The sequence below is a fragment of the Thioalkalivibrio sp. genome, assembly GCF_041685615.1.
Classification (GTDB): domain Bacteria; phylum Pseudomonadota; class Gammaproteobacteria; order Ectothiorhodospirales; family Ectothiorhodospiraceae; genus Thioalkalivibrio.
The window spans coordinates 23041-45905 of the sequence record NZ_JAWLFK010000015.1 but is presented as its reverse complement, the minus strand read 5'-3'; the positions used below and the strand labels follow the sequence as shown (position 1 = coordinate 45905).

The following is a 22865-nucleotide window of genomic DNA, read 5'->3' as shown; positions in this document are numbered from 1 at the left end:
CCGCCCTCATCCCGGCCCACGCCACCGCCGCCAACGCCGATGTCGCCGCCGGCGACTGGCTGCTGCGCGGCGGCCTGACCCATGTGGCCCCCAAGTCCGACAACGGAAATCTGGATGCAAGTGGCCTGGGTCTGAGTTCGCGCGCTTCGGCAGACGTCGACTCCAACACCCGTCCGTCCGGCAACATCACCTACATGATGACTGACAATCTGGGCCTGGAGCTCCTTGTCGCCATCCCGTTCAAGCATGACCTGAACGTGGGTGGTGTCGACATCGGCAGCACGCGCCACCTGCCGCCGACCCTGAGCCTCCAGTACCACTTCAACACCGGAACGGCCGTTCGACCCTACATCGGCGCCGGCATCAACTACACCTATTTCTTCGACGAAGATACGGCTGATGTGACTTTGGGAGAGGACGTCGACCTGGATGATTCCTGGGGCGCCGCTGTGCAGGCCGGCATCGACTTTGCCGTCGACGAAAACTGGTTTGTCAACGCCGAGGTCCGCTGGATCGACATCGAAACCGACGTGTCGCTGGGTGGCGCCGACCTGGGCACGGTCGAAATCGACCCCTGGACCGTGGGTATGAACGTCGGCTATCGCTTCTAACGCAAGCTCCGACCAACCAACGTCGGCCTAGTCATCGACGAGGCCGAGGACCCGCGCAATGCGGTCCTCGGCCTCTTGCGTTTCCAGGCCCCGCGATGTCGACGCGCCCCAAACCGGGCCGGGCCACGCCGGGTCCCCATCGAAGCGGGCCACATGGTGCAGGTGTAACTGCCCCACGATATTGCCCAGCTTGGCCACGTTGAGCACTTCGGGTGCGAAGGCCCGGTCCATCGCCCGCGCGAGCGCCGCCGATTCTCGTCCCAGCTGGATCGCATCCTCGCCGGCCAGCTCGTGCAACTCGCGGATCCCTGCCCGCCGAGGCACCAGGAGGAACCAGGGATAGTCATGGTGATCCATCAGCCGGACACTGGAGAGTGGCCATTCGGCCACCGCCCAGGTATCGGCCGCCAGACGCCTGTCCAGCCGGAACTCATTCGTCATCGGCCAATTCCTGCCAGATGCCCGGCTGTGACCAGAGACCCGTTCGCCACGCGCCGTCCGGCCCCTGCAGCAGATAACTGTAGTGCGACCGGTGCCGCAACGCCGCCACGGCCTCGCGCCGGGCCTGCGGGTCCGCGCCACTGATCACGACCAGGCGCGTGTCCGGAACGACCCAGGCGCGCGCCCCTGTACCTGCCTCTGCATCCTCCTCCACCGCGCCCGGCTCCGCCGGAAGACCCCGTGCCTCCAGCCATTCGGCCACGCCGGAATGCGAGCCCAGCAGGATGCGCGTGCCCCCGGGCTCGTCCGCGGCCTCCGCCGCCCGGCCTAGCCAGGGCTCAACTTCGGTCACCCCCGCATCCCCCGTCGAGATAACGCGCGTATCCGGGTCCAGGGCTGCCTGACGCAGGATGCCGGGTGACTCCTCGGGTGCCAGATGACGAAACAAACGCCAGTCGGGATCGACCGCAATCGCCTGGGGACGGCTGGGAGTCTCGAGCGAGATGGCTACTTCCGCGGCATCCAGCGCCACCCAGTGCGTCTCGCGACCCTCCGCGTCTTCCACCACGATTGGGACGAACAAGCCCCACGGATCCTCATTACCGGACTGCCTCAGAAGCCCTTTGACCGCCCACCCGGCGTCCCGCTCCTCCCGGCGCACATGGGTCAGTTCCAGCGCCGGCGCACCGGCGCGCTGGGTCCACTGGGTAAAGAACGCCCGCAGGTCCTCGTCGACTGCACCGTCAAAGGCCTCTATCACCGCCTGCCAGTCCGCCTCCTGAAAGCGCCACTGGTCATACAGGCGGCGCGCACCCGTCCGAAACGCCTCGGAACCGATGCGGTCCTCCAGCATCTGCCACAGCATGGCGCCACGGTGGTACCCGGCGATGCGCGCCGCCCCGGAGTTGCCCCCGCGAAAACTCGCGTGCGCGCGATCTTCCTCGGAAGGCAGGGCCGCGTAATCACGCAGCCAGCGACCCCGCTCCTCGCGCCCCTCTCCGCGTTCCCGCTTGAACTGGTAGTCCGCCATGTAGGTCGTCAGTCCCTCCGACCAGTTCCCGCCTGCCGTATCCACGTACACGCCGGCGCCCCACCAGGCGTGCAGCACCTCGTGTCCCAGCGAGGTATGCGGGATAAACGGCAGCGGAATCACGTGCTCGCCCAGCAGGGTAAACCCCGAGAAGGCGAGCCCTACCGGGCTTGGGCTGGCGGCGATCGTAAAGGTATCGAACGGATGCGGTCCGATCGCCTCGCTGAAACGCTCCAGGTACTTTACTGCCTGGTCGCGGTAGGTTTCGCCGAACTGATCCTCCAGGCCCTGCGGGAACAGGGTACGGACCGATACCGCCCCGGTCCCGCGCTCGCCGGACACCCACGCGCCGGTGGCCACGGCCAGGGCGCGTCCAGCGGGATGCTCGAAGATCGCGCGGTATTCTTCGCCATCACCGGCCTCTTCCGCGACGCGCGCCCCGGAGGCGACCGCCAGATGCCCCCCCGTCGCCGTCACTTCGATGCGCACGGCGTGGGGCTCGGCATCCGGTCGCCGCGGATACCAGTCCGCCCCGGGTGGGAGGTAGCCGCCTCGCGGGTCCAGGAACCCACTCCCCGGCCGTGCATCCTCCAGCGCAGGAAGGGTCGTGCCATAGCGAATCACCAGGGGCCCGCCGTCGACATCCGCTACGTCTGCCAGATCCAGCCAACCATCCCCCGTGCGCTCGAACTCCACCGGCTTCTCTCCGAGTCTCACCGTATCCACGGCAATGCCCGGGTCCAGCCGGAACCGTTGCAGCGAGGCCGGATCGACCCGTCCAGGATCCACTTCGAGGCGCCCTTCCATACGCGCCTGTTCGGGATCCAGTTCAATCTGCAGCGTCACCCCGTCGAATCCCGCCGTAACGGCGACCAGACCGGTCGCCAGCCACAGGGGCACGGCGCAAACGGCGAGTGCCCATAAACGCATGCATCAGTCCTCGTACGGAAAACGGGCTACAAGATCGAGCCGTTCACCCTCGCGCTCGATCTCCAGCGGCAACCAGGTGCCGGGCGCGACCGCCTGCACCACCTGCTGCAGGTCCGCCACGGCACGGATCGGCCGTTCCCCAGCCTGCAATACATGATCCCCTGCCTGCAGGCCCGCGGCCTCTCCCACCGAGCCCGACTGGACGTTCAGGATGCGAACACCCGGCTCGTCATGGGCTTCCAGGTGCACACCCAGCATGGCCCCGGAGGCCTCGAAGCGCTCATCCCCCGGCACACCGAACAGGGCGTGAGCCAGCTCCGGATCGTTTTCCTCGCACTCGCCCGGCTCGCGCGGCAACAGGACCGCCGTATCGGTCACGCCCAGGTCGTCCAGCTGGTGGGGCACACCGTAGCCATATTCCAGGTGCCCGGACCCAATGATGGCGACCACCAGCGGAGGCCGTTCGCCCCCCGCGTCGATCCGGTCGGCGATTGCGCCGGCCATCATGCGGTCCCACGCTACCTGAGTGGCGATGAAGCGATCCGAATCCGGGCGCATGCCCGCGGGGTGCCGTTCCAGTACCGCCTCCAGATACGCCCGATACCCCTCACTGGGCTCGGCCGGCTCCGAGACGCCGTCCCGGGTTTGCGCATCCACGGCCTCCCAGCCGCCATGTCCGAGACGGCGAATGTGTTCACGCTCGAGGTTCAAGGCCAGCAGCGGGACACCATGGACCCGGGCAAAGTGCAGGATGGGCCAGTACAGATCGGGATCGAAGCCCCAGTGCGTATACCAGTCACTGTCCTCCAGGAAGGTCTCGGGATCGAGTTCACCCGCGACCCAGGCATCCAGTACGGGCTGTTTGGAGCGCGGCAACATCTCCAGACCGATCACCAGGTCCGGGCGCTGGCCATGCAGCGCAGCCAGGGTCCCCAGTTGCCAGCGATGGTCATCCATCCGTTCATGGCGCTCACCCAGCAGAACGGCGTCCCGCGTCGCAAGATCGGCATACAGCCCGGCGGCATCCAGCACTTTGCCCTCTGGTGACATCCACGTACCGGGGGTCGGACAATCGCCGGCACCCTGTGCAGTCCCTACCAGCAAAAGGGCCAGGAGACCCAGGACTCCGAATCGCTCGACCATCCGCAAACCCTTGTTCATGCATCGCTCCTTGTATCCACCGGCCGACGTGAATCACCGACTGGCCACCAACCCTTCTGAAGACCCTGTGGGGGCACGGGCGTTCCCCCAGGGCGTCCGCTCGGGTAGCCTGCGGGGATGAATGTCACTCCGCAAAGCCCGTCGCGCCTGGCCTGGCTGGAGCAGGCCATCGGCGTGCTGCGATCCCTTGTCATCTACCGCCGCCCCGGGCGCCAGCAGGGCCTGAAGCGGATGTACGCCCCGTTCATCCAGCCCGACGATCTCGTCTTCGACATTGGCGCCCATGTGGGCGACCGCACCCGCGCCTTCGCCGACCTCGGCGCGCGGGTCGTCGCCCTGGAACCCCAGCCACAGCTCATTCCCTGGCTGCGCCGGGCCGTGCGGGGCCGCACGGGGGTCTCCATCCGGCGCGAGGTGGCCGGGCCCCGTCCCGGTTCCGCACAGTTGCAGGTGAGCCGTCGCCACCCGACCGTCTCCTCGGCCTCGCGTCCCTGGGTCCAGTCCCTGCGCACCCGCAATCGCAGCTTCCAGCACGTGCGCTGGGACGAGGAAATCACGGTACCCATGGTCACGCTTGACCAGTTGATCGAAGAATACGGTATACCGGACTTCTGCAAGATCGATGTGGAAGGGCTGGAAGCCGAGGTCCTGCGCGGCCTCACCCATCCGGTGCCGGCATTGTCGTTCGAGTTCGTCGCCGGCGCGCTGGATGTCACCCGGGACTGCATCGAGCAGCTGGATGCGCTCGACACCTACGCGTACAACCTGATTCCCGGCGAGCGGCGCCAGTACCAGTTCACCGACTGGCAATCCGGCGCGAGCATCCTCGCCTGGCTGGAGAATCACGCCGCGCGGATGGGTTCGGGTGATCTCTACGCCCGCCGGCTTCCTGCTTGACGTATCCCCGGCGAACGGCAAGGCTGGACGCATGAACCCCGACCGCCTCCCCTGGTGGCAGGATCAGACAAGCGAGGCGATCACCGAGCTCGCCGCGCGCGACGCCGTCGCGATCCTGCCCCTGTCCGCCATCGAGCAGCACGGCCCCCACCTCCCGCTGGAAACCGATTACCGCATTGGCCTTGGGCTGCTGCAGGCGGCCTGCACATCGCTGCAGGACGATGTGCCGCTGACGGTACTCCCGCCGATGGCGATTGCCACCAGTACCGAGCACGCGGCCTTTGCCGGCACCCTCACCCTGCGCCCGGAAACGGCGCTGGCGGTACTGCGCGATATCGGCGATAGCGTGGCGCGCAGCGGCCTGGGACGCCTGGTGATCGTGAACAGCCACGGCGGCAATACCGCCATATGCGACCTCGCCGGACTGGAATTGCGCCGTGCCCACCGCATGCTCGTGGTGAAACACCACTATTTCGCCCAGCCACCGCCGAAGGCACTGGGCATCCCGCCCTCGGAGCTTCGCCACGGCCTGCACGGCGGGCTAATCGAGACCGCGATGATGCGGTTCCTGGCGCCGGAGAAGGTCCACCTGGAGGCCGCCACGAACGCGCCCTCACTGGGCGCGAGACTCGCGGACGAGCTGGACACCCTGGAACCCGAAGGGCGGGTGTCATTCGCCTGGATGGCGGGCGACCTGCACCCCTCGGGCGTGGTCGGGGATGCCCGTGGCGCGACCGTCGAGATGGGAGAGCGTCTGGTCGAGCACTACGCCACCCACCTGGCCGCAACGATCCATGATGCGGCCCGCTTCGATCGGGCGCACCTCGCACCCTGAGACGAGCACGCGGACACGGTTCAGCCGCGTTCCGCCTCCGAAGCCAGCAACTCCTGCAGCCAGTGGCCGCCCCGGTCCGCCTTGGTGCTGAGGTATCGCAGGTTGTGCGGGTTCAGCTTGCCGTGCACCGGTTCGCGGGCGACCACGTCGATGCCGCCGGCGCGCAGCGCGTCGATCTTGCCGGGATTGTTGGTCAACAGCCGGACAGTATCGATGCCCAGAAACTCGAGCATCTCCACGGCCGCATCGTAGCGTCGCCCGTCGGCCTCGAACCCGAGCTGGCAGTCCGAGTCGATGGTATCCAGACCGGCCGTCTGCATGGTGTAGGCGCGCAGCTTGTTGGCCAGACCGATGCCGCGCCCTTCCTGGGCCAGGTACAGCAGCACGCCCCCGCCCGACTCGTTGATGGTCTTCACGCCCAGGCGCAGTTGGTCGCCACAGTCACAGCGCAGGCTCCCGAACAGGTCCCCCGTCAGACAAGCGGAATGCATCCGAACCGGGACGGCGTCCGGCCATTCGCGGGGCTCGCCGATCAGGACCGCCACGTGCTCGAGGATACCGTTGCCCTCGCGGAACAGCATGAAGCGCGTGACCGGGGCATCCGCGAGCGGAACCGGGGCCTCGCTGACATAAGCGAGTTCGAGCCGCGGGTGCTTGGCCACCGCACGTGCCTCGTGTTCGTCCACGTCGAGGAACATGCCATCGGCGAGGGCCGAACGGATGGCCTCCGGCATCGGCTCGGGCACCGGTGCCGCCACCACCGCCGGTAACAGTCGGCCGGCCCGTACCAGCTCCAGGGCCGCGATTTCTGCCGGTAGCGCCGGGGTTACGGCCGGTTGCCCCAATACCGCCTCGGGGTGGGCGGCCTCGTTCGAGGCCTCGGGTGCACTGGCCAGCGTGAACAGGGCCTCGGGATCGGTGTCCGGCGCGAATTCCAGCGCTACTCCCTCCCAGCCTTCCTGCAGCGGCTGCGACCAACCCATTGCAGAGGCCCGGTGCGAAGTTAGAATCAGTCGAGGCGCGGACCCGGTCATGTGGGTCAGGCGATCGAGCAACACGGGGGTCAGACCCTCGACGGCCGCAACGAGTACACTCGACTGCGAACCACTTACCAGGACCGGATGGCCCCGGCGAAGATCAAAAATCCCGCGATCGGCGTTGTGCATCAGGTACTTCCATAGGGAGTTTTGTTTATGACCACCCCGCAAACCGCGAATTCCCCGAACCGGGGTCCCGGCTCATCCAGGCAGGTCGGTAGCCTACCCCAACTGGCCGGTCGCGGTCCCGTACCCCCGGAAATTGCGGCATGACGGCATATCCGGTCACCGAGGAACAGGCCTGGCGCTGGCTGCTGGCCCAGCGGGCCGATCCAGGCTGCTGCCCCCTTCCCGGGCCGCTCGCGCCGGGCGCCCACGAGCTGCTTGATCTCTACGGCCCCATCGTCGAGGCGCCCAGCATCACCGTGGCCCAGCTCGGCCAGAGTCTGGACGGGCGCATCGCCACCAGCAACGGCCATTCGCACTACATGACCGGCCCCGAAGACATCGAGCGCCTGCACCGCCTGCGGGCCCTGGTGGATGCGGTCATCGTCGGTGCCGGTACCGTGATCGCCGATGATCCCCGCCTCACGGTGCGCAAGACCGAGGGCCCCAATCCCGCGCGCGTGATCCTCGATCCCGACGGCCGCATCCCCCGCGACGCGCGCGTCTTCCACGATGCCGCCGTCCGCACGATCGTGCTGCACGCGGCCGGATACGGACCCTGCGGGCTTCCCGAACATGTCGAATGTCTGGAGATGCCCACTGCCCCTGACGGACGCTTCGGTCCCGCGCAGATTCGCGGACGGCTCGCGGAGATGGGCCTGCACCGGCTCCTGGTCGAGGGCGGCGGCCAGACGGTCTCGCGCTTTTTGGAAGCGGATACCCTGGACCGGCTGCACCTGACCGTCGCGCCCATGCTGATCGGCTCCGGGCGCCCGGGCGTCACCCTTCCCGAGATCCACTCGCTCGATCAGGCCCTGCGCCCACCCTGCCGCATCTTCCGCCTGGGCGGCGACACCCTGTTCGACCTGGACCTGCGCAGCAAGCCCTGACGGCACCGCAGTCGCCCTGCCGGCATCACGCGTGACGCGATGCTGGCAGGCCTCAGCTCAGATTGTCGCGAATCGCGCGGGAGACCGCGTCCAACTCCGCCGGGACCTTGGCCGGCTGCACCACGCTCTGGGCGATCGCGGTGTCCGGATCCTTCAGACCATTGCCGGTCAACGTGCATACGACCGTGGAGCCTTCCGGGATCTTGCCCTCGTGGATGTCGCGCAGCGCGCCCGCCAGGGATGCGGCCGAGGCCGGTTCGCAGAACACGCCCTCCTTCTCGGCCAGCAGCTTCTGCGCGGCGAGGATCTCGTCGTCCTGACACTCGTCGAACCAGCCGCCGGATTCCTCGCGAACCTTCCAGGCCATGTCCCAGGACTGCGGATGGCCAATCCGGATGGCGGTTGCGACGGTGTCCGGGCTGTCGACCATCGCGCCGCGCATGAACGGCGCCGAGCCGGCCGCCTGGTAGCCCACCATGTGCGGGCGATTGCCCACCATTCCGCCACCGGCGTACTTGCAGTGGCCCTTGCAGTACGAGCAGGCATCGGTGACGTCGTCGCTGCTCTTGGCCGCCATCTCGCTGTAGCCGATCCAGTGCGCAGTGATATTGCCCGCGTTGCCGACCGGCAGGCAGTGGAAATCCGGCGCCCGGCCCAACTCCTCGACGATCTCGAAGGCCGCGGTCTTCTGGCCCTGAAGGCGATACGGGTTGACCGAGTTCACCAGCGTGACCGGCGTGTTGGAGGCGACCTCCTTGACCAGCCGCATGCCGTCGTCGAAGTTGCCCTCGATCTGGATCACGGTGGCCCCGTGCATCATTGCCTGCGCCAGCTTGCCCAGCGCAATCTTGCCGTCCGGGATCACCACGAATGCAGTGATGCCGGCGCGCGCCGCATAGGCGGCCGCCGCGGCCGAGGTGTTGCCGGTGGAGGCGCAGACAATCGCCCGCGAGCCCTCTTCCACCGCCTTCGTCACGGCCATGGTCATGCCGCGATCCTTGAACGAGCCGGTCGGGTTCAGGCCCTCGAATTTCACGTAGATCTCGACCTCGCGCGAGAGTCCGCGCGGGATGTTGTTGAGCCGGATCAGCGGCGTATTGCCCTCGCCCAGCGAAATGATGCGGGTGTCGTCATGCACCGGCAGGCGGTCGCGGTAGCGCTCAATCAGTCCGGTATAGCGGTGTCCAAAGGCCATGATGTTCTCTGTCGTTGCGGTTGCGGTCAGCGCGCCGGGATCAGTGGTTCCCTAGCCCTTCCATGCGGATTCGGGTAATCGGGGTCAGGAGGTGGTCCAGCGCCTCCAGCGCGGTGATCGCCTCGTTCATCGCACCCTCGCACACCGTGTGCGTCAGCATGATGATCGTGGCCTCGCCCCGCTCCGGGTCCGGCTCGCGCTGCAGGATTGCCTCGATGCTGATGCCGTGCTCGCCGAGGATGCGGGTAATGTCGGCCAGCACACCCGGGCGATCCCGAGTGCGCAGGCGCAGGTAGAACGAGGTCTCCACCTCGGCGAGATCCAGCACCGGCTTGTCCGACAGGGCATCCGGCTGGAACGCCAGGTGCGGCACGCGGTTCTCCGGGTCCGTGGTCAGGGCGCGCACCACGTCGACCAGATCGGCCACCACGGCCGAGGCGGTCGCCTCGGCCCCGGCCCCGGCACCGTAGTACAGCGTCGGCCCAACGGCGTCGGCGTTGACCAGCACGGCGTTCATCACGCCGTCCACGTTCGCGATCAGCCGGCGCTCCGGGATCAGGGTCGGGTGGACGCGCAGCTCGTAGCCCTTCGCCGTGCGCCGGGCGATGCCCAGGTGCTTGATGCGATAGCCCAGCTCCGCGGCGAAGCCGACATCCTCGCGCGTGATGTTGCTGATGCCTTCCACCGCCACACGCTCGAACTGCAGCGGGATGCCGAAGGCGATGGAGGCCAGGATCGCGAGCTTGTGCGCGGCATCAATGCCCTCGACGTCGAAGGTCGGGTCGGCCTCGGCGTAACCCAGCGCCTGGGCCTCGGCCAACACGTCTTCGAAGTCGCGACCCTTGTCGCGCATCTCGGTCAGGATGAAATTGCCAGTACCGTTGATGATCCCGGCAAGCCACTCGATCTGGTTGCCCGCCAGGCCCTCGCGGATGGCCTTGATGATCGGGATGCCTCCGGCGACCGCCGCTTCGAAGGCGACCATCACGCCCTTTTGCTGGGCGCGCTCGAAGATGGTATTGCCGTGCAGCGCGATCAGGGCCTTGTTCGCGGTGACCACGTGCTTGCCCGCGTCGATCGCCGCCAGCACCAGGTTCAGGGCCGGGTCAGTGCCCCCCATCAGCTCGACGATGACCTCGACCTCGGGATCGTTGACGACCTCGGCCGGATCCGTGGTCAGGCGGATCTGCGAGCAATCGCATTCGCGTTCACGGTTGATGTCGCGCGCAGCGGCCGCCACGACCTGGATGTCGCGACCCGCGCGCCGCGCGATCTCGGTGCCATTGCGCGCCAGCACGTTGACCGTGCCGCAGCCAACGGTACCCAGTCCAAGAATTCCGATCTTTACCGGCGTCATAGCCTTGCTGTCCTTGACGTCAGGCGCTCATCGGCGCCCGGTGTTGATTACATTCGGAGTGTGTCCTGCGTGTCAGGCTTTCGAACCCGGACTCTCCACGGCCGCATCGGCGAGGATCGAGTCGGCGCGAAACATCGCCTTGATCCCCCGCAGCGCTTGGCGCGTGCGTTGTTCGTTCTCGATCAGGCTGAAACGCACGTGATCATCGCCGTAGTTGCCGAATCCGACGCCCGGCGAGACTGCGACCTTGGCATCCCGGAGCATCTTCTTGGCGAATTCCAGCGAGCCCATCTCGCGGTAGGGCTCCGGGATCGGCGCCCAGACGAACATGGTCGCCTTCGGTTTTTCCACCTGCCACCCCAGCTTGTTGAGACCGTCGCAGAGCACGTCGCGGCGCACGCGATAGAGCTCGCGGATCTCCTCCACGCAGTCCTGCGGCCCTTCCAGCGCGGCAATGGCCGCGACCTGGATGGGCGTGAAGGTGCCGTAGTCGAGATACGATTTGATACGCGCGAGCGCGGCGACCAGTGTCGGGTTGCCGCACATGAAGCCCACCCGCCAGCCGGGCATGTTGTAGGTCTTGGACAGGGTGTAGAACTCCACCGCGATGTCCTTCGCCCCCGGCACCTCGAAGATCGAGGGCGCCTTGTAGCCGTCGAAGCTGATCTCCGCGTAGGCCAGATCGTGCACGATCCAGATACCGTGCTCCTTGCAGATCGCCACCACCCGTTCGAAGAACTCCAGGTCCACGCACTGCGTGGTCGGGTTCGCCGGGAAGTTCAGGATCAGCATTTTGGGCTTCGGCCAGGAGTCCTGGATCGCCCGCTCCAACTCCGCGAAGAAGTCAACATCCGGCGTCAGCGGCACATGGCGCACGTCGGCACCGGCGATCACGCAGCCATACGGATGGATCGGGTATGCCGGGTTCGGCACCAGAACGGCGTCGCCCGGGCCCAGGGTGGCCAGCGCCAGGTGCGCCAGGCCTTCCTTGGACCCGATCGTCACAATCGCCTCGGTCTCCGGATCAAGGTCCACGTCAAAGCGCGTCTTGTACCAGCGCGTGATGGCGCGGCGCAGCCGCGGGATGCCCTTCGAGACGGAGTAGCGATGGGTATCCCCGCGCTGCGCCGCTTCGCACAGTTTGTCCACGATGTGCGGCGGCGTTGGCTGGTCCGGGTTGCCCATGCCAAAGTCGATGATGTCCTCGCCACGGGCGCGGGCCTCGGCCTTCAACTGGTTCACGATGTTGAAGACGTAGGGCGGGAGGCGCTCGATACGGGGGAAGACGTCGGTCACGGGTCTGGGTCCTGGTTGGGGCCAGGGGAACACGAATCGGTGTCTCCCTGACAGTCGCTTTGCGGGGCCGTCGGGGAAACCCGCAAGGGTGTTTCGCCGCCCCCTCCGGATGCCGTACCGGAAAGCGCGCCAAAGTATAACCCGGGCCTGGACCTGTCAACGAATCGGCAGCCCCTCACGCCCTCGGCGCAGCGCGAATTCTTGAGAGATATCCCGCCCCGGAGTAGCGTACGCGACATGCTGTTCTCCGAAGTCACCAGTGAAGAGTCCTACATCGTCACCGGCTACGAGACCGGGCGTGTCGGGATCAATCAGGTTGCCCATACGCACAGCCTGATCGTGCGACCGCACCAACTCGAAACCGACTGGCCGGTACAGAAAGTGAGTGAACTGAAGGTCGAGCACCTGCAATCCCTACTGGACAACCCGCCCGAGGTGCTGCTGATCGGTTCCGGAGAAGCCCAGCAGTTTCCCGATCGATCCGTCTGGCGCCACCTGCGCGCACAGGGCCTGGGCGTGGAGATCATGGACACCGCGGCGGCCTGCCGCACCTACAATCTGATCATGGCCGAGGGCCGCGAGGTCGCGGCGGCCCTGATCATCGAGGGGTAATCGAGTCCCGTCGGCCCGAGGGAAAGCGTCAGGAATTCGGCAGGACTTCGTCACCCTTCATCCCGCGCGATTCCAGCAACTTGCGCAGGCGCTTGAGCGCATCCATCTGGATCTGGCGGACGCGTTCCCGGGTGACCCCGATTTCCGCCCCCACCTGCTCCAGCGTCGAGCGCTCGAAACCATGCAGGCCAAAGCGGCGGACCAGCACCTCGCGCTGCTTGTGATCCAGCTCTTCCAGCCACGCATCCACCAGGTGGTGGAGATCCTGGTCCTCCAGCAACGTGGACGGCTCGGGGGCATTCACGTCCGCGAGAATGTCGGTCAGCGAGCGATCGCCCTCCGGCCCCGACGGCAAATCCATGGAGGTCGAGGGCTCGGACATCGCCCTCAGTTTCTGGATTTCCGCCACCGGCTTGCCCAGACGCTGGGCCAGTTCTTCCTCGGTAGGGTCCCGACCCAGCTCCTGCGTGAGGTTGCGGGCAATCCGCGCGTGCATGCGCAGCTCCTTGCTGACATGCACGGGAATACGGATCGTCCGCCCCTGGTTCATCAAGGCACGTTCAATGGTCTGCCGAATCCACCAGGTGGCGTAGGTGGAAAACCGGAAGCCCCGCTCGGGGTCGAACTTTTCCACCGCATGCATCAAACCAAGGTTGCCCTCCTCGATCAGGTCGAGCAGCGGCAGGCCTCGATTGAGGTAGCGTCGTGCGATCTTCACCACCAGCCGCAGGTTGCACTCGATCATGCGGCGTCGACCGCCCTCGTCCCCCTGGCGGGCCAGACGGGCGTACTTGCGTTCTTCGTCGGGAGTCAGCAGCGGCCGGTATTCGATGTCACGCAGATAGATCTGGATGGCATCCAGCTCGGCGGACCGGGCATCGCGCAGGGTCTTCGGCCGCACTGGCGCCCCTTGTTCCGGTTCCAGCCCGACCGTGACATCGGGCACGACCGCGGCCGGATCGTCATCAGCATCCAGGGATTCCTCGACACCCTCGGCCGGACGGGCCAGATCTTCGGGCACCGCATCCGCGCCAGGTTCCGGCATCGGATCCTGGGAAAGGCTGTCGTCATCCAGATCCGTCTCAACCGGTTGCCGGGTCTTGGCCATGTAGTGTCCTGCTCTTGATCGCGTCAGCGGCCCGGGAGATAGCGCGTCGGGTCAACCGGCGTCCCGTCCACCCGGATCTCGAAATGCAACATCGGGCGATCACCCCCCGATGAACCCAGACGCGCGATCGGCTCACCCGCCTGCACCTGATCACCCTCCGTGACCAGCAGCTCGTCATTGTGCCCGTAGGCACTGAGGAACCGCGCATCGTGCTTGAGGATGATTAATCGACCATACCCCACCAACCCGCCACCTGCATAGACCACCTCGCCGTCTCGCGTGGCGCGGACGTGATCTCCCAATTCACCACCGATGGCAAGCCCCCGGCGAGTGCCGCTGCCGGAGAACCCGCGCAGAACCTCGCCGTCCGCCGGCCATTGCCAGCCACCCGGGTCGGATGGCGAAGAACTCGAGCGGGAGGGCTCCGACGCGGAGTCGGATGAACCCCCGGTTCCAGAGCCAGCGCCGTTGGAGGAGGAAGAGGATTCGGAGTCCGACGTGGAGGCGGTGGGCGCGCTGGGCGGGGAGGAGCGTTCGCCCCCCCGCAGCCGCAGCCGCTGGCCGGGACGAATCAGATAAGGGGCATCGATGGCGTTGCGTCGGGCCAGTTCGCGCCATTCCAGGCCGTAGCGCCGGGCAATACGGTAGAGCGTCTCGTTCCGCTGAACTACATGGGTATCGGGCATCGAGGCTCCGCTCGGCGCTCGCGCCGCACACCCGGCCAGGATGCCTGCGACCAGGACCAGCACCAGCCCCGCCAGCAAACCCCGAACGGCCACTTCCCGCATATCAGTCCATTACCAGGTAAATCGTCATCGCCACGACCAGCAGGATAACCGCCGCCCAGCCCAGACGCTCCATATACGGTCGCAAATGCTGCTCCGCGCGCGGCCCGGCCCAGGCCATGAACAGCGCCACCAGGAAAAAGCGCAGCCCCCGGCCGACCAGGGATGCAATGAAGAACGGCAGCAAGGCCATCGACAAGGCCCCGGCCGTCACGGTGAACAGCTTGAAGGGGATGGGCGAAAAACCGGCGATCAGCACGACCCAGACACCCCAGGTCTCGAACCATGCCTCGGCCTGGTGCAATTCCTCGCCGTACCCGATCTGCTGCAGCCAGGGCCCGATCCACTCGAACGCCAGCCAGCCGATCAGGTAGCCAAGCAGCCCGCCCAGCGCCGAAAACAGCGTCGTCAGGGCCGCCAGGCGCCAGGCGGAACGTGGACGCGCCGCCGCCATCGGCGCGAGCATCACGTCCGGTGGAATCGGGAAGAACGAGGACTCGGCGAACGACAGCCCTGCCAGGTACCGCGGTGCGTGGCGATGCCGGGACCAGTTCATGATCCGGTCGTAGAGCGGCTCGAAGAGCTTCATCGGTGCCGTACCGCCGCCACCGATTCAGTCACGCGAGCACCGGGATCCGGGACACGCGCTCACTGCTCGGCCCCCGGCAGCATGGGCACGAACATCACCGCATCCAGGATGTCGCGCACATAGGCCTCCTCCGTCCGGGTATAGCGCACCAGCTGCTGGCGCCCGTCGGAGCCTTCCACCGGAGCGACCAGACGCCCGCCCAGTGCCAGCTGGGTCAGCAGGACCTCCGGGACCTCCTTCGGTGCCGCGGTCAGGATAATGCCGTCGAACGGCGCCTTCTCCGGCCAGCCCTCGCCGCCATCGCTATGGCGCAGGTTCACGTTGTTAATGCCCAGGCGACTGAGCAGCTCGCGCGCGTTGCGGCTAAGGGCCTGGATACGTTCCACCGAGTAGACCCGGTCCACGATCTGCGCCAGCACCGCGGCCTGGTATCCCGAGCCCGTACCGACCTCCAGCACCGTCCGGGGACGCTCGCCTTCCAGCAGCGCCTCGGTCATGCGCGCAACGATAAACGGCTGGGAGATGGTCTGACGATGCCCGATCGGCAACGCCGTGTTTTCGTAGGCACGATGGCCGAGGGCCTCCTCCACGAACAGGTGGCGTGGAATCGTACGAACTGCGTCCAGCACGCGCGGGTCGCGAATACCCTGCCCCTCCAGGAGCCGCACCAGGCGATCCCGGGCCCGCTGTGAGGTCAGGCCCGCGCCCGCGGCATCAGGAACCATGGACTGCCCCCGGGAGCGAGTCATCCAGCCAGCGCCCCACCGTGTCGATAGCGTCAAAGCGTGTGAGGTCTACCTGGATCGGCGTCACCGAGACGTAGCCTTCGCGAACCGCGTGGAAGTCGGTACCGGGGCCGGCGTCCTGTTCCGAACCGGCCGGACCGACCCAGTAGATCGGGCGCCCGCGAGGGTCTTCGTCCGCGATCATCGGCTCCGCCCGATGGCGATGCCCGAGGCGCGTGGCCTGCACGCCCCGGATTTCCTCGCGCGGCAGATCGGGGACATTCACGTTCAGGATAGTGGCCGCCGGCAGCGGCACGCGATTGATGCGGTCGAGCAATTCGACCACCACGTTCGCCGCGGCGTCGTAATGCTGCAGATCCGGACCCACCAGCGATACCGCAATCGCCGGGAGACCCAGAAAGCGTCCTTCCATTGCGGCAGCCACCGTGCCGGAATACAGCACGTCGTCGCCCATGTTCGCACCGGCGTTGATGCCGGAGATCACCAGGTCCGGCTCCGGCTGCAACAACCCGGTGATCGCCAGATGAACACAGTCCGTGGGGGTTCCATCGACCTGCACGTCACCCCCCTGGAGGTGGCGGGCCCGCAGCGGGCGCACCAGCGTCAGGCTGTTGCTGGCGCCACTGCGATCCCGGTCCGGCGCCACCACGTACACCTCGGCAATCCGGCGCAAATGCGTCGCCAGGCACTGGATGCCCGGGGCGTGGATTCCATCGTCGTTGCTAACCAGAATGCGCATGCAGGAACACGGCCGTTGGGAGGGCTCTTAATATACTGGAAACCGGTCCGGGGAGACGCTCGCGGTTCGACCGGATCGCGCCTGCCCCTCGAAAAGTGCGAGTATCCTGCCATGAACTCCGGGGACGATCCCAACGATTTCGAAGAATTCCTGCAGGCCATCGGAAACGTGCGGCGGCTGAACAGTGATCAGGCCGAGGTCCGCCCCCCCCGCCCGGCCCCACGAGCCCGCCAGCGTGACGCCGACGAGGCACGCGCCCACGCCGACTGGCTCAGCGATCCGCTCAACGCCGCCGACCTGCAGCCGGGCGACGAACTGCGCTTTGCCCGCCCGGGTATCAGTCAGCGCGTGTTCCGCAAGCTGCGCGGCGGGCATTACCGCATTCAGGACGAGATCGACCTCCATGGCCTGTTTGCCGACGAGGCGCGCCGGGCGATCGGCCTGTTCCTCGACGACGCCCGCCAGAATGGCGCCCTGTGCGTTCGCATCGTGCACGGCAAGGGCCTGCGTTCGCGGCAAACAGGTCCGGTACTCAAGGGGCTGACCGACCACTGGCTGCGCCAGCGCGACGATGTCCTCGCGTTCTGCTCGGCACGACCGACCGACGGAGGAACCGGCGCCGTCTACGTCCTCCTCAAGCAGCGGCGCAAGACCGCTCCCGTTCGCTGATGCGCGCATCGGGCGGGATCTCCCCGCCAACCAACGGTGGACTCACATATGGCCAATGACATATTCGCAATTTACGATATGCAGCCTTAGAATGAACCCGGATACGCGAGGCTGCCCGCGGAAACGGAGGCCACTCCGGGAGATAATTTCCGCCCATCGGTCCTTGCATCTCACCGATGACTGGTCCATGCTTTGTACAGCTATTGTATAGATACAGGACGCAACGGAATCTGCACTGCGAGGTATTTGCCATGAAGAACTGGAAGCTTGCCCCCCTGGCCCTCGGCCTGATCGCATTCACGGCCGGAAGCGGCTACGCGAGTGCCGATAATACGCCGCAGCTCAGCCAGGATGACCTGCAGGAACGCATCGCCGCCAACCGCGACGCCATTCAGAAGTTCGCCAGCACCCTGCAGGGGGAGCTGATGTCCGCCATGGAGTCTGGTGGTCCGACCGAGGCAATCCAGGTGTGCAACGAGCGGGCGCCCGCCATCGCGCGTGACATTTCGGCCGAGACCGGCATCGAGATCGGCCGTACCAGCCTGAAGCTGCGCAACCAGGACAACGCCCCCGATCGCTGGGAGCGCCTGACGCTGCAGGGCTTCGACGCGCAGCACGCGGCCGGCACTGCGGCTGCCGATCTTCCGCCGCGCTTCGGCGTGGTCGAGTCCGACGACGGCGAGCCCCAATTTCGCTTCATGGCGGCGATCCCGACCGGCGGCGCCTGCCTCACGTGCCATGGCTCCGATGTGAGCGGCGACGTGAAGAACGCTCTCGAACGCCTGTACCCGGAAGACCAGGCCACCGGCTTCAGCGAAGGCGACGTCCGCGGCGCCTTCACGGTCACTCAGGAAATGTAGGCGCCCGGATCCTCTGGCCCGCGTTTCGGGCTTGCTCCTGCCAGGCCGCCTCCGGGCGGCCTTTTTGTGGCCGCGGTACGCCGAAACGCCCCGCCTCGTGTCCATTTATTGAACACAACCCCCGAGGAACATGCTATTTTCGTGCTGTACAAGCGCGGGGCTTGCGCACGGCATCGATCCTCCGCGCGCTCGACCCCCAGACCAGACCAATACCCGTTTATGACGCGAACAATAGACGCCGAACTGCTCGCCCTCGCGGTCGATGCCTCCAACGACGGTATCGTGATTGCCGAGCGCGAAGGCGACGACAACATCCTGATTTACGTTAACCGCGCCTTCGAGGAACTGACCGGCTATCGCTCGGAAGAGATCCTCTATCGCGACTGCCGCTTCCTGCAGGGGGACGACACCGACCAGGACGTGCGCCAGGAGATCCGCGCCGCCATCGAGGACAACCGCCCCTGCCGTGTGACCCTGCGCAACTACCGCAAGGACGGCACCCTGTTCTGGAACGAACTGTCACTGACCCCGGTCTTCAACGACGAGGACCGCCTGACCTATTACATCGGCATCCAGAAAGACATCACCGACCGCGTGGAGGCCGAACGGCGTGCCGAACGCGCGGAACGCAAGCTCAAGGACTCCGCCTGATTCCTCCCGGTCAGGGCGTCGTGCCCGCCTCCCGCGGCCGACAGATCGCATCCAGAACGCCGGTCGCGTACTCTCCGGCCCCGAGTTCCAGCAAGAGCATCAGGTCATCCCCTTCCCAGTGCCAGTCCACCGCCCCCGGCACCATCCGGAGGGACCGGCGCGCCGCCTTCATGCCGGCCTTCTCAAGTCCTGCCGCCAGCTTGGAGTCACCGGCCACCACGCCCGCCTCCAGTGCCTGCACTTCGCCTCCGGTCTGCATCGCGCCCTTGCCCCACAGCGGCCCCGTCGGATGGATATCCAGACGCGCGGCACGCGCCTCCAGCTCGGCATCCACCTCCGCAACCGGAAACACGCTTCCCGACCCCTCCAGGTTCGCCACATCGCCCGGTAACAGTCGATTCCAGTCCCCGCGCCGCACGCGTTCGGCCAGCACGGCATTGAAGATCGCGGAACGCGCGGCCGACAGCAGGAGGCTGCGCTGGTTGCGGCTGCGCGGCGAACGGCCACCACCCAGCCAGGCTCGCGCCCGGGCGAGATTGTCGCGGCCGAAGCGTTGTGCCCCGAAGTAGTTGGGGATGCCGCCCTCGCGGATCACCGCCAGGATCGCCTCGGCGGCCGCGCGATCGCCCTCCACGCCGCCCAGACGAATCTCGAAGCGATTACCCGCCAGATGTCCGGTTCGCAGCTTGCGCGCATGACGCCCCACTTGCAGTATCCGCGCCCAGCCAACCCCTTCCCCTTCCGCCTGGGCCGCATTCCAGGCTTCGGCCCGGGCGATCCAGTCAGGTTCGGACTCCGGCGGGCACTGCACGCTGAACCACTGCCGCGTGACCGCCTGGCGATCCTTGCGCCCCGCGTAGCTGACCCGGCCGCGCCCTGCGCCCGATTCACGGCCCAGCCAGACGGCCACGTCCTCGCTGTTCAGCAGGCGCTTCTCGATCTCCAGCCAGACATGTTCGCCCTGGCCCTCCGGTATCGTCGCCGGCACTTCCTCGACCCGGAAATCCTCTGGGCGCCCCTTGATCGTGGCCGTCAGCGGTGGGCACCACGGATACGGGGTGGCACCCATCTCGCTTTCCAGGGTCATCGCGGCGCCGCCGGGCGGGCGACATCGTCGCGCACATACACCGGTTGCGCCTCCTCCGGGGCCACCGCCTCGCCGCGCTCCCAGGCGTCCACCGCCAGCAGTGCCACCTCGCGGGCGTCCGGGAGCGCATCCGCGTCCACGGCCGACGCCTCCAGCCCCAGCCTCGTGGCCAGGTCGGGGAACGCCGCGAAGGCGGACCCCAGGGCATACCGTTTTGCCTCCGGCCACGCCACCTCCACGGCAGCGGGTGCGCCGACCTGTTCCGGCGCTCGCTCGACCCGCTCTCCCCGCACCGGACAAAGGCTCCAGTAGATCTCGCCCATGCGCGCGTCCAGCGCCGCCAGAACCGCCGTTGGTCGGCACCCCCCCTGAAGCGCCTGCTGGGCCAGTGCCTGCAGCGTGGACACCGGGACCACGGGGCGGTCCAGCGCGAACGCCATCCCCTGTGCCACGCCCAGGCCCAGCCGCACGCCCGTGAAGGCGCCCGGCCCCCGCCCCACAGCCACCCCATCCAGGCTGGCACGCGAGATATCCGCCTCCTGCAGGAGTTGTTCGACCTGGCCCAGGATCAGTTCGCCATGCCGGCGTGCCGCGCGCACCCGAACCGCATGTATCTCGCCATCAAGATACAGGGCGGCCGAACACTGTTCGGTCGAGGTTTCCAGTGCGATCAGACGCATGTGTCAGCCTCTCGGGCCTGTTCGAGAAAACGCAGCGCAGCGGCCGGTTCCCGGGTACGATGGAACGGCGGAAGGCTGGCCAGAAAGCGCCGGCCGTAGGACTTGCCGGTCAGGCGCGGATCGCACAGTGCGAGGATACCGGCGTCATTGGCGTCACGGATCAGGCGTCCAGCCCCCTGTTTCAGGGCGAGCACGGCCTGCGGCAGGGTGAATTCCATGAATGGCGAGCGGCCCTCGGCCTCCAGGGCGGATGCCCGGGCCTGCAGCACCGGATCATTGGGCGCGGCAAACGGCAAGCGGTCAATGATCACGACGGACAACGCCTCGCCGCGAATATCCACCCCTTCCCAGAAACTGTGCGCTCCCAGCAACCACGCCTGGCCCGACTCGCGGAAACGCGCCAGCAGATCTCCCCGTGGTTGTTCCCCCTGCACGAGCAACTCGCGACCCCCCGGAAGCTCGGCGCGGAGGATCGTCGCCGCCTCCTGCAAGGCACGATGACTGGTAAACAGGAAGAATCCGCCACCCGGATTGTCCCGCAGCAATGGCCATGCCCAGGCAATACAGGCGCGTGTATACCCCGGATCATTGGGATTGGGCAACGGCGGCTGCGGATGCACCAGACAAGCCTGATTGGGGAAGTCGAAGGGGCTGTCCAGCCGCTCGCTGGCCACATCCCCGGGAAGTCCGAGGCGCCGCGCCGCGTGACCAAAGTCCTCGCCGACGGCGAGGGTGGCCGAGGTAAAGATCCAGGCCGCCGGACGCGCGGCCCGGCGCTGCGCCAGCGGGCGCGCCGCGTCCAGTGGGGTCCGGTGCAGTGTCACACTCTGGCTGAAGCGCTCCGCCCAGGCAACGGTATCGGGTGTCTCCTCGCGCCACGCACGCAGGCGCTCAAGCAGCAGGGCACTGCGCCCGCGCAACTGCTCCAGGCCCGGTGCCCGCACCGCAGCCGCCTCCAGGGTATCACCGACAAAGCCGAGACTCGCGTCCAGCCGGTCCAGCAGCGGATCCAGCCCGCCATCCGGGTTGACCGTGTCCCAGCTGGAGCGGCTTTCCCAGGTTCGGGAGGCCTCGAGCAGTTCGGCCACGCTGGCCTCCAGTTCCGCGACCCGCTGGCGGACATCCAGCATCTCCGGTGCATGTTGTTCCTGCTCGCGCCGGGTGTCTCGCGCCAGCTCCCGCAGCGCGCGTGTGCCCACCGCAATACCGAAGAACGAGCCGGCGATATCCGGCAGCTGATGCGCCTCGTCGACGATCACCGCGTCGACCTCCGGGAGGAGCTCGCCAAAGCCCTCCTCCTTCAGGGCCATGTCCGCCAGCAGAAGGTGGTGATTGACCACCACGACGTCGGCCTCCTGCGCCCGCTTGCGCGCCTGCACCACGAAGCAGTCGTTATAGCTGGGGCATTCCCCGCCCAGACAGTTGTCCACGGTAGAGGTCACCTGCGGCCACAGCATCGAGTCCTCGGCCAGGATCCCGGCCTGTCCGAGGTCGCCGGTGTCGCTGGTGCGGGCAAATCGTTGCAGGGCCTCGATAACCGGCAACTGTTCGCGGCGCACGCGGCCCCCCGTCGCGCCCCCGGCCTCGGCCGCCGCGAGTTCCAGGCGATAATGGCAAAGGTAATTGGCACGCCCCTTCAGCAGCGCTGCCCGCGGGCGGTACCCCAGGGCCTCGCAAACCACGGGCAAGTCGCGCTCGAAGAGCTGGTCCTGCAGGGTCTTCGTCCCGGTGGAGATCAGGGCGCGGCGCCGTGCCTGCAGGATTGGTACCAGGTAGGCAAAGGTCTTGCCCACCCCGGTCGCGGCTTCGACCAGAAGCGCGGTGGGGGCAGTCGCCAGCGCCTCCTCCACGGCCGCCGCCATGCGCTGCTGGGGTTCGCGCGGGCGAAATCCCTCGACCGCGGCCGCGAGGTCGCCGCCCGGGCTCAGTGCCCGTACGGCCGCCGAGCCCGCCGGGACGGTGCCGAAGCCGTCAGACAACGTCGGATTCCAGCCGGCGAATTTCCTCACGAGCCTCGGCGGCGCCCGCCGCATCACCCTGTGCCTCGCGGGCCCGCAGAATCAGGCGCCAGTTCTTCAGGGCCAGATCGCGGTCGCGGCCGGCGGACATCTGCAGGGAGCGCCCCGCCAGACGCTCCGCCTGCTCGTAATGCTCCTGTTCCAGGCGCAACGCGGCCATCTGGTGCCACAGGCCGGCATCCCGCGGCGCGATGCGCAGTGCGCGCTCGAGGCGCTGTTCGGCACGCGCCGTATCCCCGGCCTGGCGGGCGGACTCCGCTTGCCGGGCGAGGTTCAGCGCCGCGCCGGGGATGGATTCGCGTTCCCGGGTATCCGGTTCCCGCGCCCGATCACCCTCGCCGGCACGCTCGGTTTCGTCGTCCGCGGACTGTGTGCCGGCATCCCGGGGCGCGGGTGTGGCACACGCGGCCAGCAGCAAGGCGAGCACGACCGCAAGCGCCCCCGGCGCGACCGCGCGTCCCCAGCCGACGCCCATT

Annotated in this window: 24 protein-coding genes; 8 read left to right on the top strand and 16 right to left on the bottom strand. The window is 67.3% G+C overall.

The features are described 5' to 3' along the window. Positions 1-611 (top strand): OmpW/AlkL family protein (locus tag ACESLR_RS04970; protein WP_373066755.1); only part of this gene is annotated, 611 nt, incomplete at its 5' end. 27 nt (positions 612-638) lie between these two features. Here the strand turns inward: ACESLR_RS04970 and ACESLR_RS04965 are convergent. The 3 genes from ACESLR_RS04965 to ACESLR_RS04955 are packed head-to-tail and all read right to left on the bottom strand — an operon-like array spanning position 639 to position 4173. Then, positions 639-1052, bottom strand: coding sequence for an HIT domain-containing protein (locus tag ACESLR_RS04965; RefSeq protein ID WP_373024421.1), 414 nt, complete (start codon positions 1050-1052; stop codon positions 639-641). Then, entirely contained in the window at positions 1042-3012 is a 1971-nt protein-coding gene (locus ACESLR_RS04960) for a M1 family metallopeptidase (RefSeq protein WP_373066752.1), read from the bottom strand. The genes ACESLR_RS04965 and ACESLR_RS04960 overlap by 11 nt, the downstream gene beginning before the upstream one ends. 3 nt (positions 3013-3015) lie before the next feature. After that, positions 3016-4173 carry a ChaN family lipoprotein gene (locus tag ACESLR_RS04955; RefSeq protein WP_373066749.1) on the bottom strand — a complete coding sequence of 386 codons (1158 nt, stop codon included), beginning with the start codon at positions 4171-4173 and terminating at the stop codon, positions 3016-3018. Positions 4174-4290: 117 nt separating this feature from the next. Between ACESLR_RS04955 and ACESLR_RS04950 the strand changes: the two genes are divergently transcribed. Next, on the top strand, positions 4291-5070 hold the full coding sequence (locus ACESLR_RS04950; protein ID WP_373024418.1) for an FkbM family methyltransferase: 780 nt from the start codon (positions 4291-4293) through the stop codon (positions 5068-5070). Between the two features lie 31 nt (positions 5071-5101). Beyond that, positions 5102-5905, top strand: a complete 804-nt coding sequence (locus ACESLR_RS04945; RefSeq protein ID WP_373066745.1) for a creatininase family protein — start codon at positions 5102-5104, stop codon at positions 5903-5905. A 20-nt stretch (positions 5906-5925) separates the two neighbouring features. On the opposite strand, the gene ribA is transcribed toward ACESLR_RS04945, so the two are convergent. Continuing rightward, complete coding sequence (gene ribA, locus ACESLR_RS04940) at positions 5926-7071, bottom strand: GTP cyclohydrolase II RibA (protein ID WP_373024415.1); 1146 nt, start codon at positions 7069-7071, stop codon at positions 5926-5928. A gap of 140 nt (positions 7072-7211) precedes the next feature. Between ribA and ACESLR_RS04935 the strand changes: the two genes are divergently transcribed. Next, positions 7212-7997 carry a RibD family protein gene (locus ACESLR_RS04935; RefSeq protein WP_373024414.1) on the top strand — a complete coding sequence of 262 codons (786 nt, stop codon included), beginning with the start codon at positions 7212-7214 and terminating at the stop codon, positions 7995-7997. A gap of 52 nt (positions 7998-8049) precedes the next feature. Here ACESLR_RS04935 and thrC read toward each other — a convergent pair whose 3' ends face one another. From thrC to alaC, 3 genes are all read right to left on the bottom strand, one after another. Beyond that, positions 8050-9192, bottom strand: coding sequence for a threonine synthase (thrC, locus tag ACESLR_RS04930; RefSeq protein ID WP_373024413.1), 1143 nt, complete (start codon positions 9190-9192; stop codon positions 8050-8052). Between the two features lie 40 nt (positions 9193-9232). Then, on the bottom strand, positions 9233-10549 hold the full coding sequence (locus ACESLR_RS04925; protein WP_373024412.1) for a homoserine dehydrogenase: 1317 nt from the start codon (positions 10547-10549) through the stop codon (positions 9233-9235). Positions 10550-10621: 72 nt separating this feature from the next. Beyond that, positions 10622-11845, bottom strand: a complete 1224-nt coding sequence (gene alaC / locus ACESLR_RS04920; RefSeq protein ID WP_373024411.1) for an alanine transaminase — start codon at positions 11843-11845, stop codon at positions 10622-10624. A gap of 237 nt (positions 11846-12082) precedes the next feature. Between alaC and ACESLR_RS04915 the strand changes: the two genes are divergently transcribed. Beyond that, entirely contained in the window at positions 12083-12457 is a 375-nt protein-coding gene (locus ACESLR_RS04915; RefSeq protein ID WP_373024410.1) for an Mth938-like domain-containing protein, read from the top strand. 28 nt (positions 12458-12485) lie between these two features. Here ACESLR_RS04915 and rpoS read toward each other — a convergent pair whose 3' ends face one another. Genes rpoS through surE form a run of 5 tightly spaced genes read right to left on the bottom strand, consistent with a single transcriptional unit; the run spans position 12486 to position 16424 of the window. Further along, the gene (gene rpoS / locus ACESLR_RS04910; RefSeq protein ID WP_373024408.1) at positions 12486-13565 is read right to left on the bottom strand and encodes an RNA polymerase sigma factor RpoS; all 1080 of its coding nucleotides are present in this window, start codon (positions 13563-13565) and stop codon (positions 12486-12488) included. A 23-nt stretch (positions 13566-13588) separates the two neighbouring features. After that, a complete protein-coding gene (locus tag ACESLR_RS04905; protein WP_373024406.1) occupies positions 13589-14353 on the bottom strand; it encodes a peptidoglycan DD-metalloendopeptidase family protein in 765 nt (254 codons plus the stop codon). 1 nt (position 14354) lies between these two features. After that, positions 14355-14939 (bottom strand): YqaA family protein, encoded by a 585-nt coding sequence (locus ACESLR_RS04900; RefSeq protein WP_373024405.1) that lies wholly within the window; start codon positions 14937-14939, stop codon positions 14355-14357. A gap of 59 nt (positions 14940-14998) precedes the next feature. Further along, complete coding sequence (locus ACESLR_RS04895) at positions 14999-15664, bottom strand: protein-L-isoaspartate(D-aspartate) O-methyltransferase (RefSeq protein WP_373024404.1); 666 nt, start codon at positions 15662-15664, stop codon at positions 14999-15001. Beyond that, entirely contained in the window at positions 15654-16424 is a 771-nt protein-coding gene (gene surE, locus ACESLR_RS04890) for a 5'/3'-nucleotidase SurE (protein WP_373024403.1), read from the bottom strand. Before surE ends, ACESLR_RS04895 begins: the two co-directional genes overlap by 11 nt. Positions 16425-16535: 111 nt before the next feature. Between surE and ACESLR_RS04885 the strand changes: the two genes are divergently transcribed. The 3 genes from ACESLR_RS04885 to ACESLR_RS04875 all read left to right on the top strand — a co-directional run bounded on the left by ACESLR_RS04885 (position 16536) and on the right by ACESLR_RS04875 (position 18604). Next, positions 16536-17093, top strand: coding sequence for a Smr/MutS family protein (locus tag ACESLR_RS04885; RefSeq protein WP_373024402.1), 558 nt, complete (start codon positions 16536-16538; stop codon positions 17091-17093). Positions 17094-17344: 251 nt separating this feature from the next. Then, positions 17345-17953, top strand: coding sequence for a DUF3365 domain-containing protein (locus ACESLR_RS04880; protein ID WP_373024400.1), 609 nt, complete (start codon positions 17345-17347; stop codon positions 17951-17953). A gap of 219 nt (positions 17954-18172) precedes the next feature. Continuing rightward, positions 18173-18604, top strand: a complete 432-nt coding sequence (locus ACESLR_RS04875; RefSeq protein ID WP_373024399.1) for a PAS domain-containing protein — start codon at positions 18173-18175, stop codon at positions 18602-18604. A 10-nt stretch (positions 18605-18614) separates the two neighbouring features. Here the strand turns inward: ACESLR_RS04875 and truD are convergent, their stop codons facing one another. The 4 genes from truD to ACESLR_RS04855 are packed head-to-tail and all read right to left on the bottom strand — an operon-like array spanning position 18615 to position 22864. Beyond that, positions 18615-19673 carry a tRNA pseudouridine(13) synthase TruD gene (truD, locus tag ACESLR_RS04870; RefSeq protein WP_373024434.1) on the bottom strand — a complete coding sequence of 353 codons (1059 nt, stop codon included), beginning with the start codon at positions 19671-19673 and terminating at the stop codon, positions 18615-18617. 14 nt (positions 19674-19687) lie between these two features. Next, on the bottom strand, positions 19688-20371 hold the full coding sequence (gene tsaB, locus ACESLR_RS04865) for a tRNA (adenosine(37)-N6)-threonylcarbamoyltransferase complex dimerization subunit type 1 TsaB (RefSeq protein ID WP_373024398.1): 684 nt from the start codon (positions 20369-20371) through the stop codon (positions 19688-19690). Continuing rightward, the gene (locus tag ACESLR_RS04860) at positions 20362-22350 is read right to left on the bottom strand and encodes an ATP-dependent DNA helicase (protein ID WP_373024397.1); all 1989 of its coding nucleotides are present in this window, start codon (positions 22348-22350) and stop codon (positions 20362-20364) included. The genes tsaB and ACESLR_RS04860 overlap by 10 nt, the downstream gene beginning before the upstream one ends. Continuing rightward, positions 22343-22864 carry a tetratricopeptide repeat protein gene (locus ACESLR_RS04855; RefSeq protein ID WP_373024432.1) on the bottom strand — a complete coding sequence of 174 codons (522 nt, stop codon included), beginning with the start codon at positions 22862-22864 and terminating at the stop codon, positions 22343-22345. Before ACESLR_RS04855 ends, ACESLR_RS04860 begins: the two co-directional genes overlap by 8 nt. Position 22865: the final 1 nt, after the last annotated feature.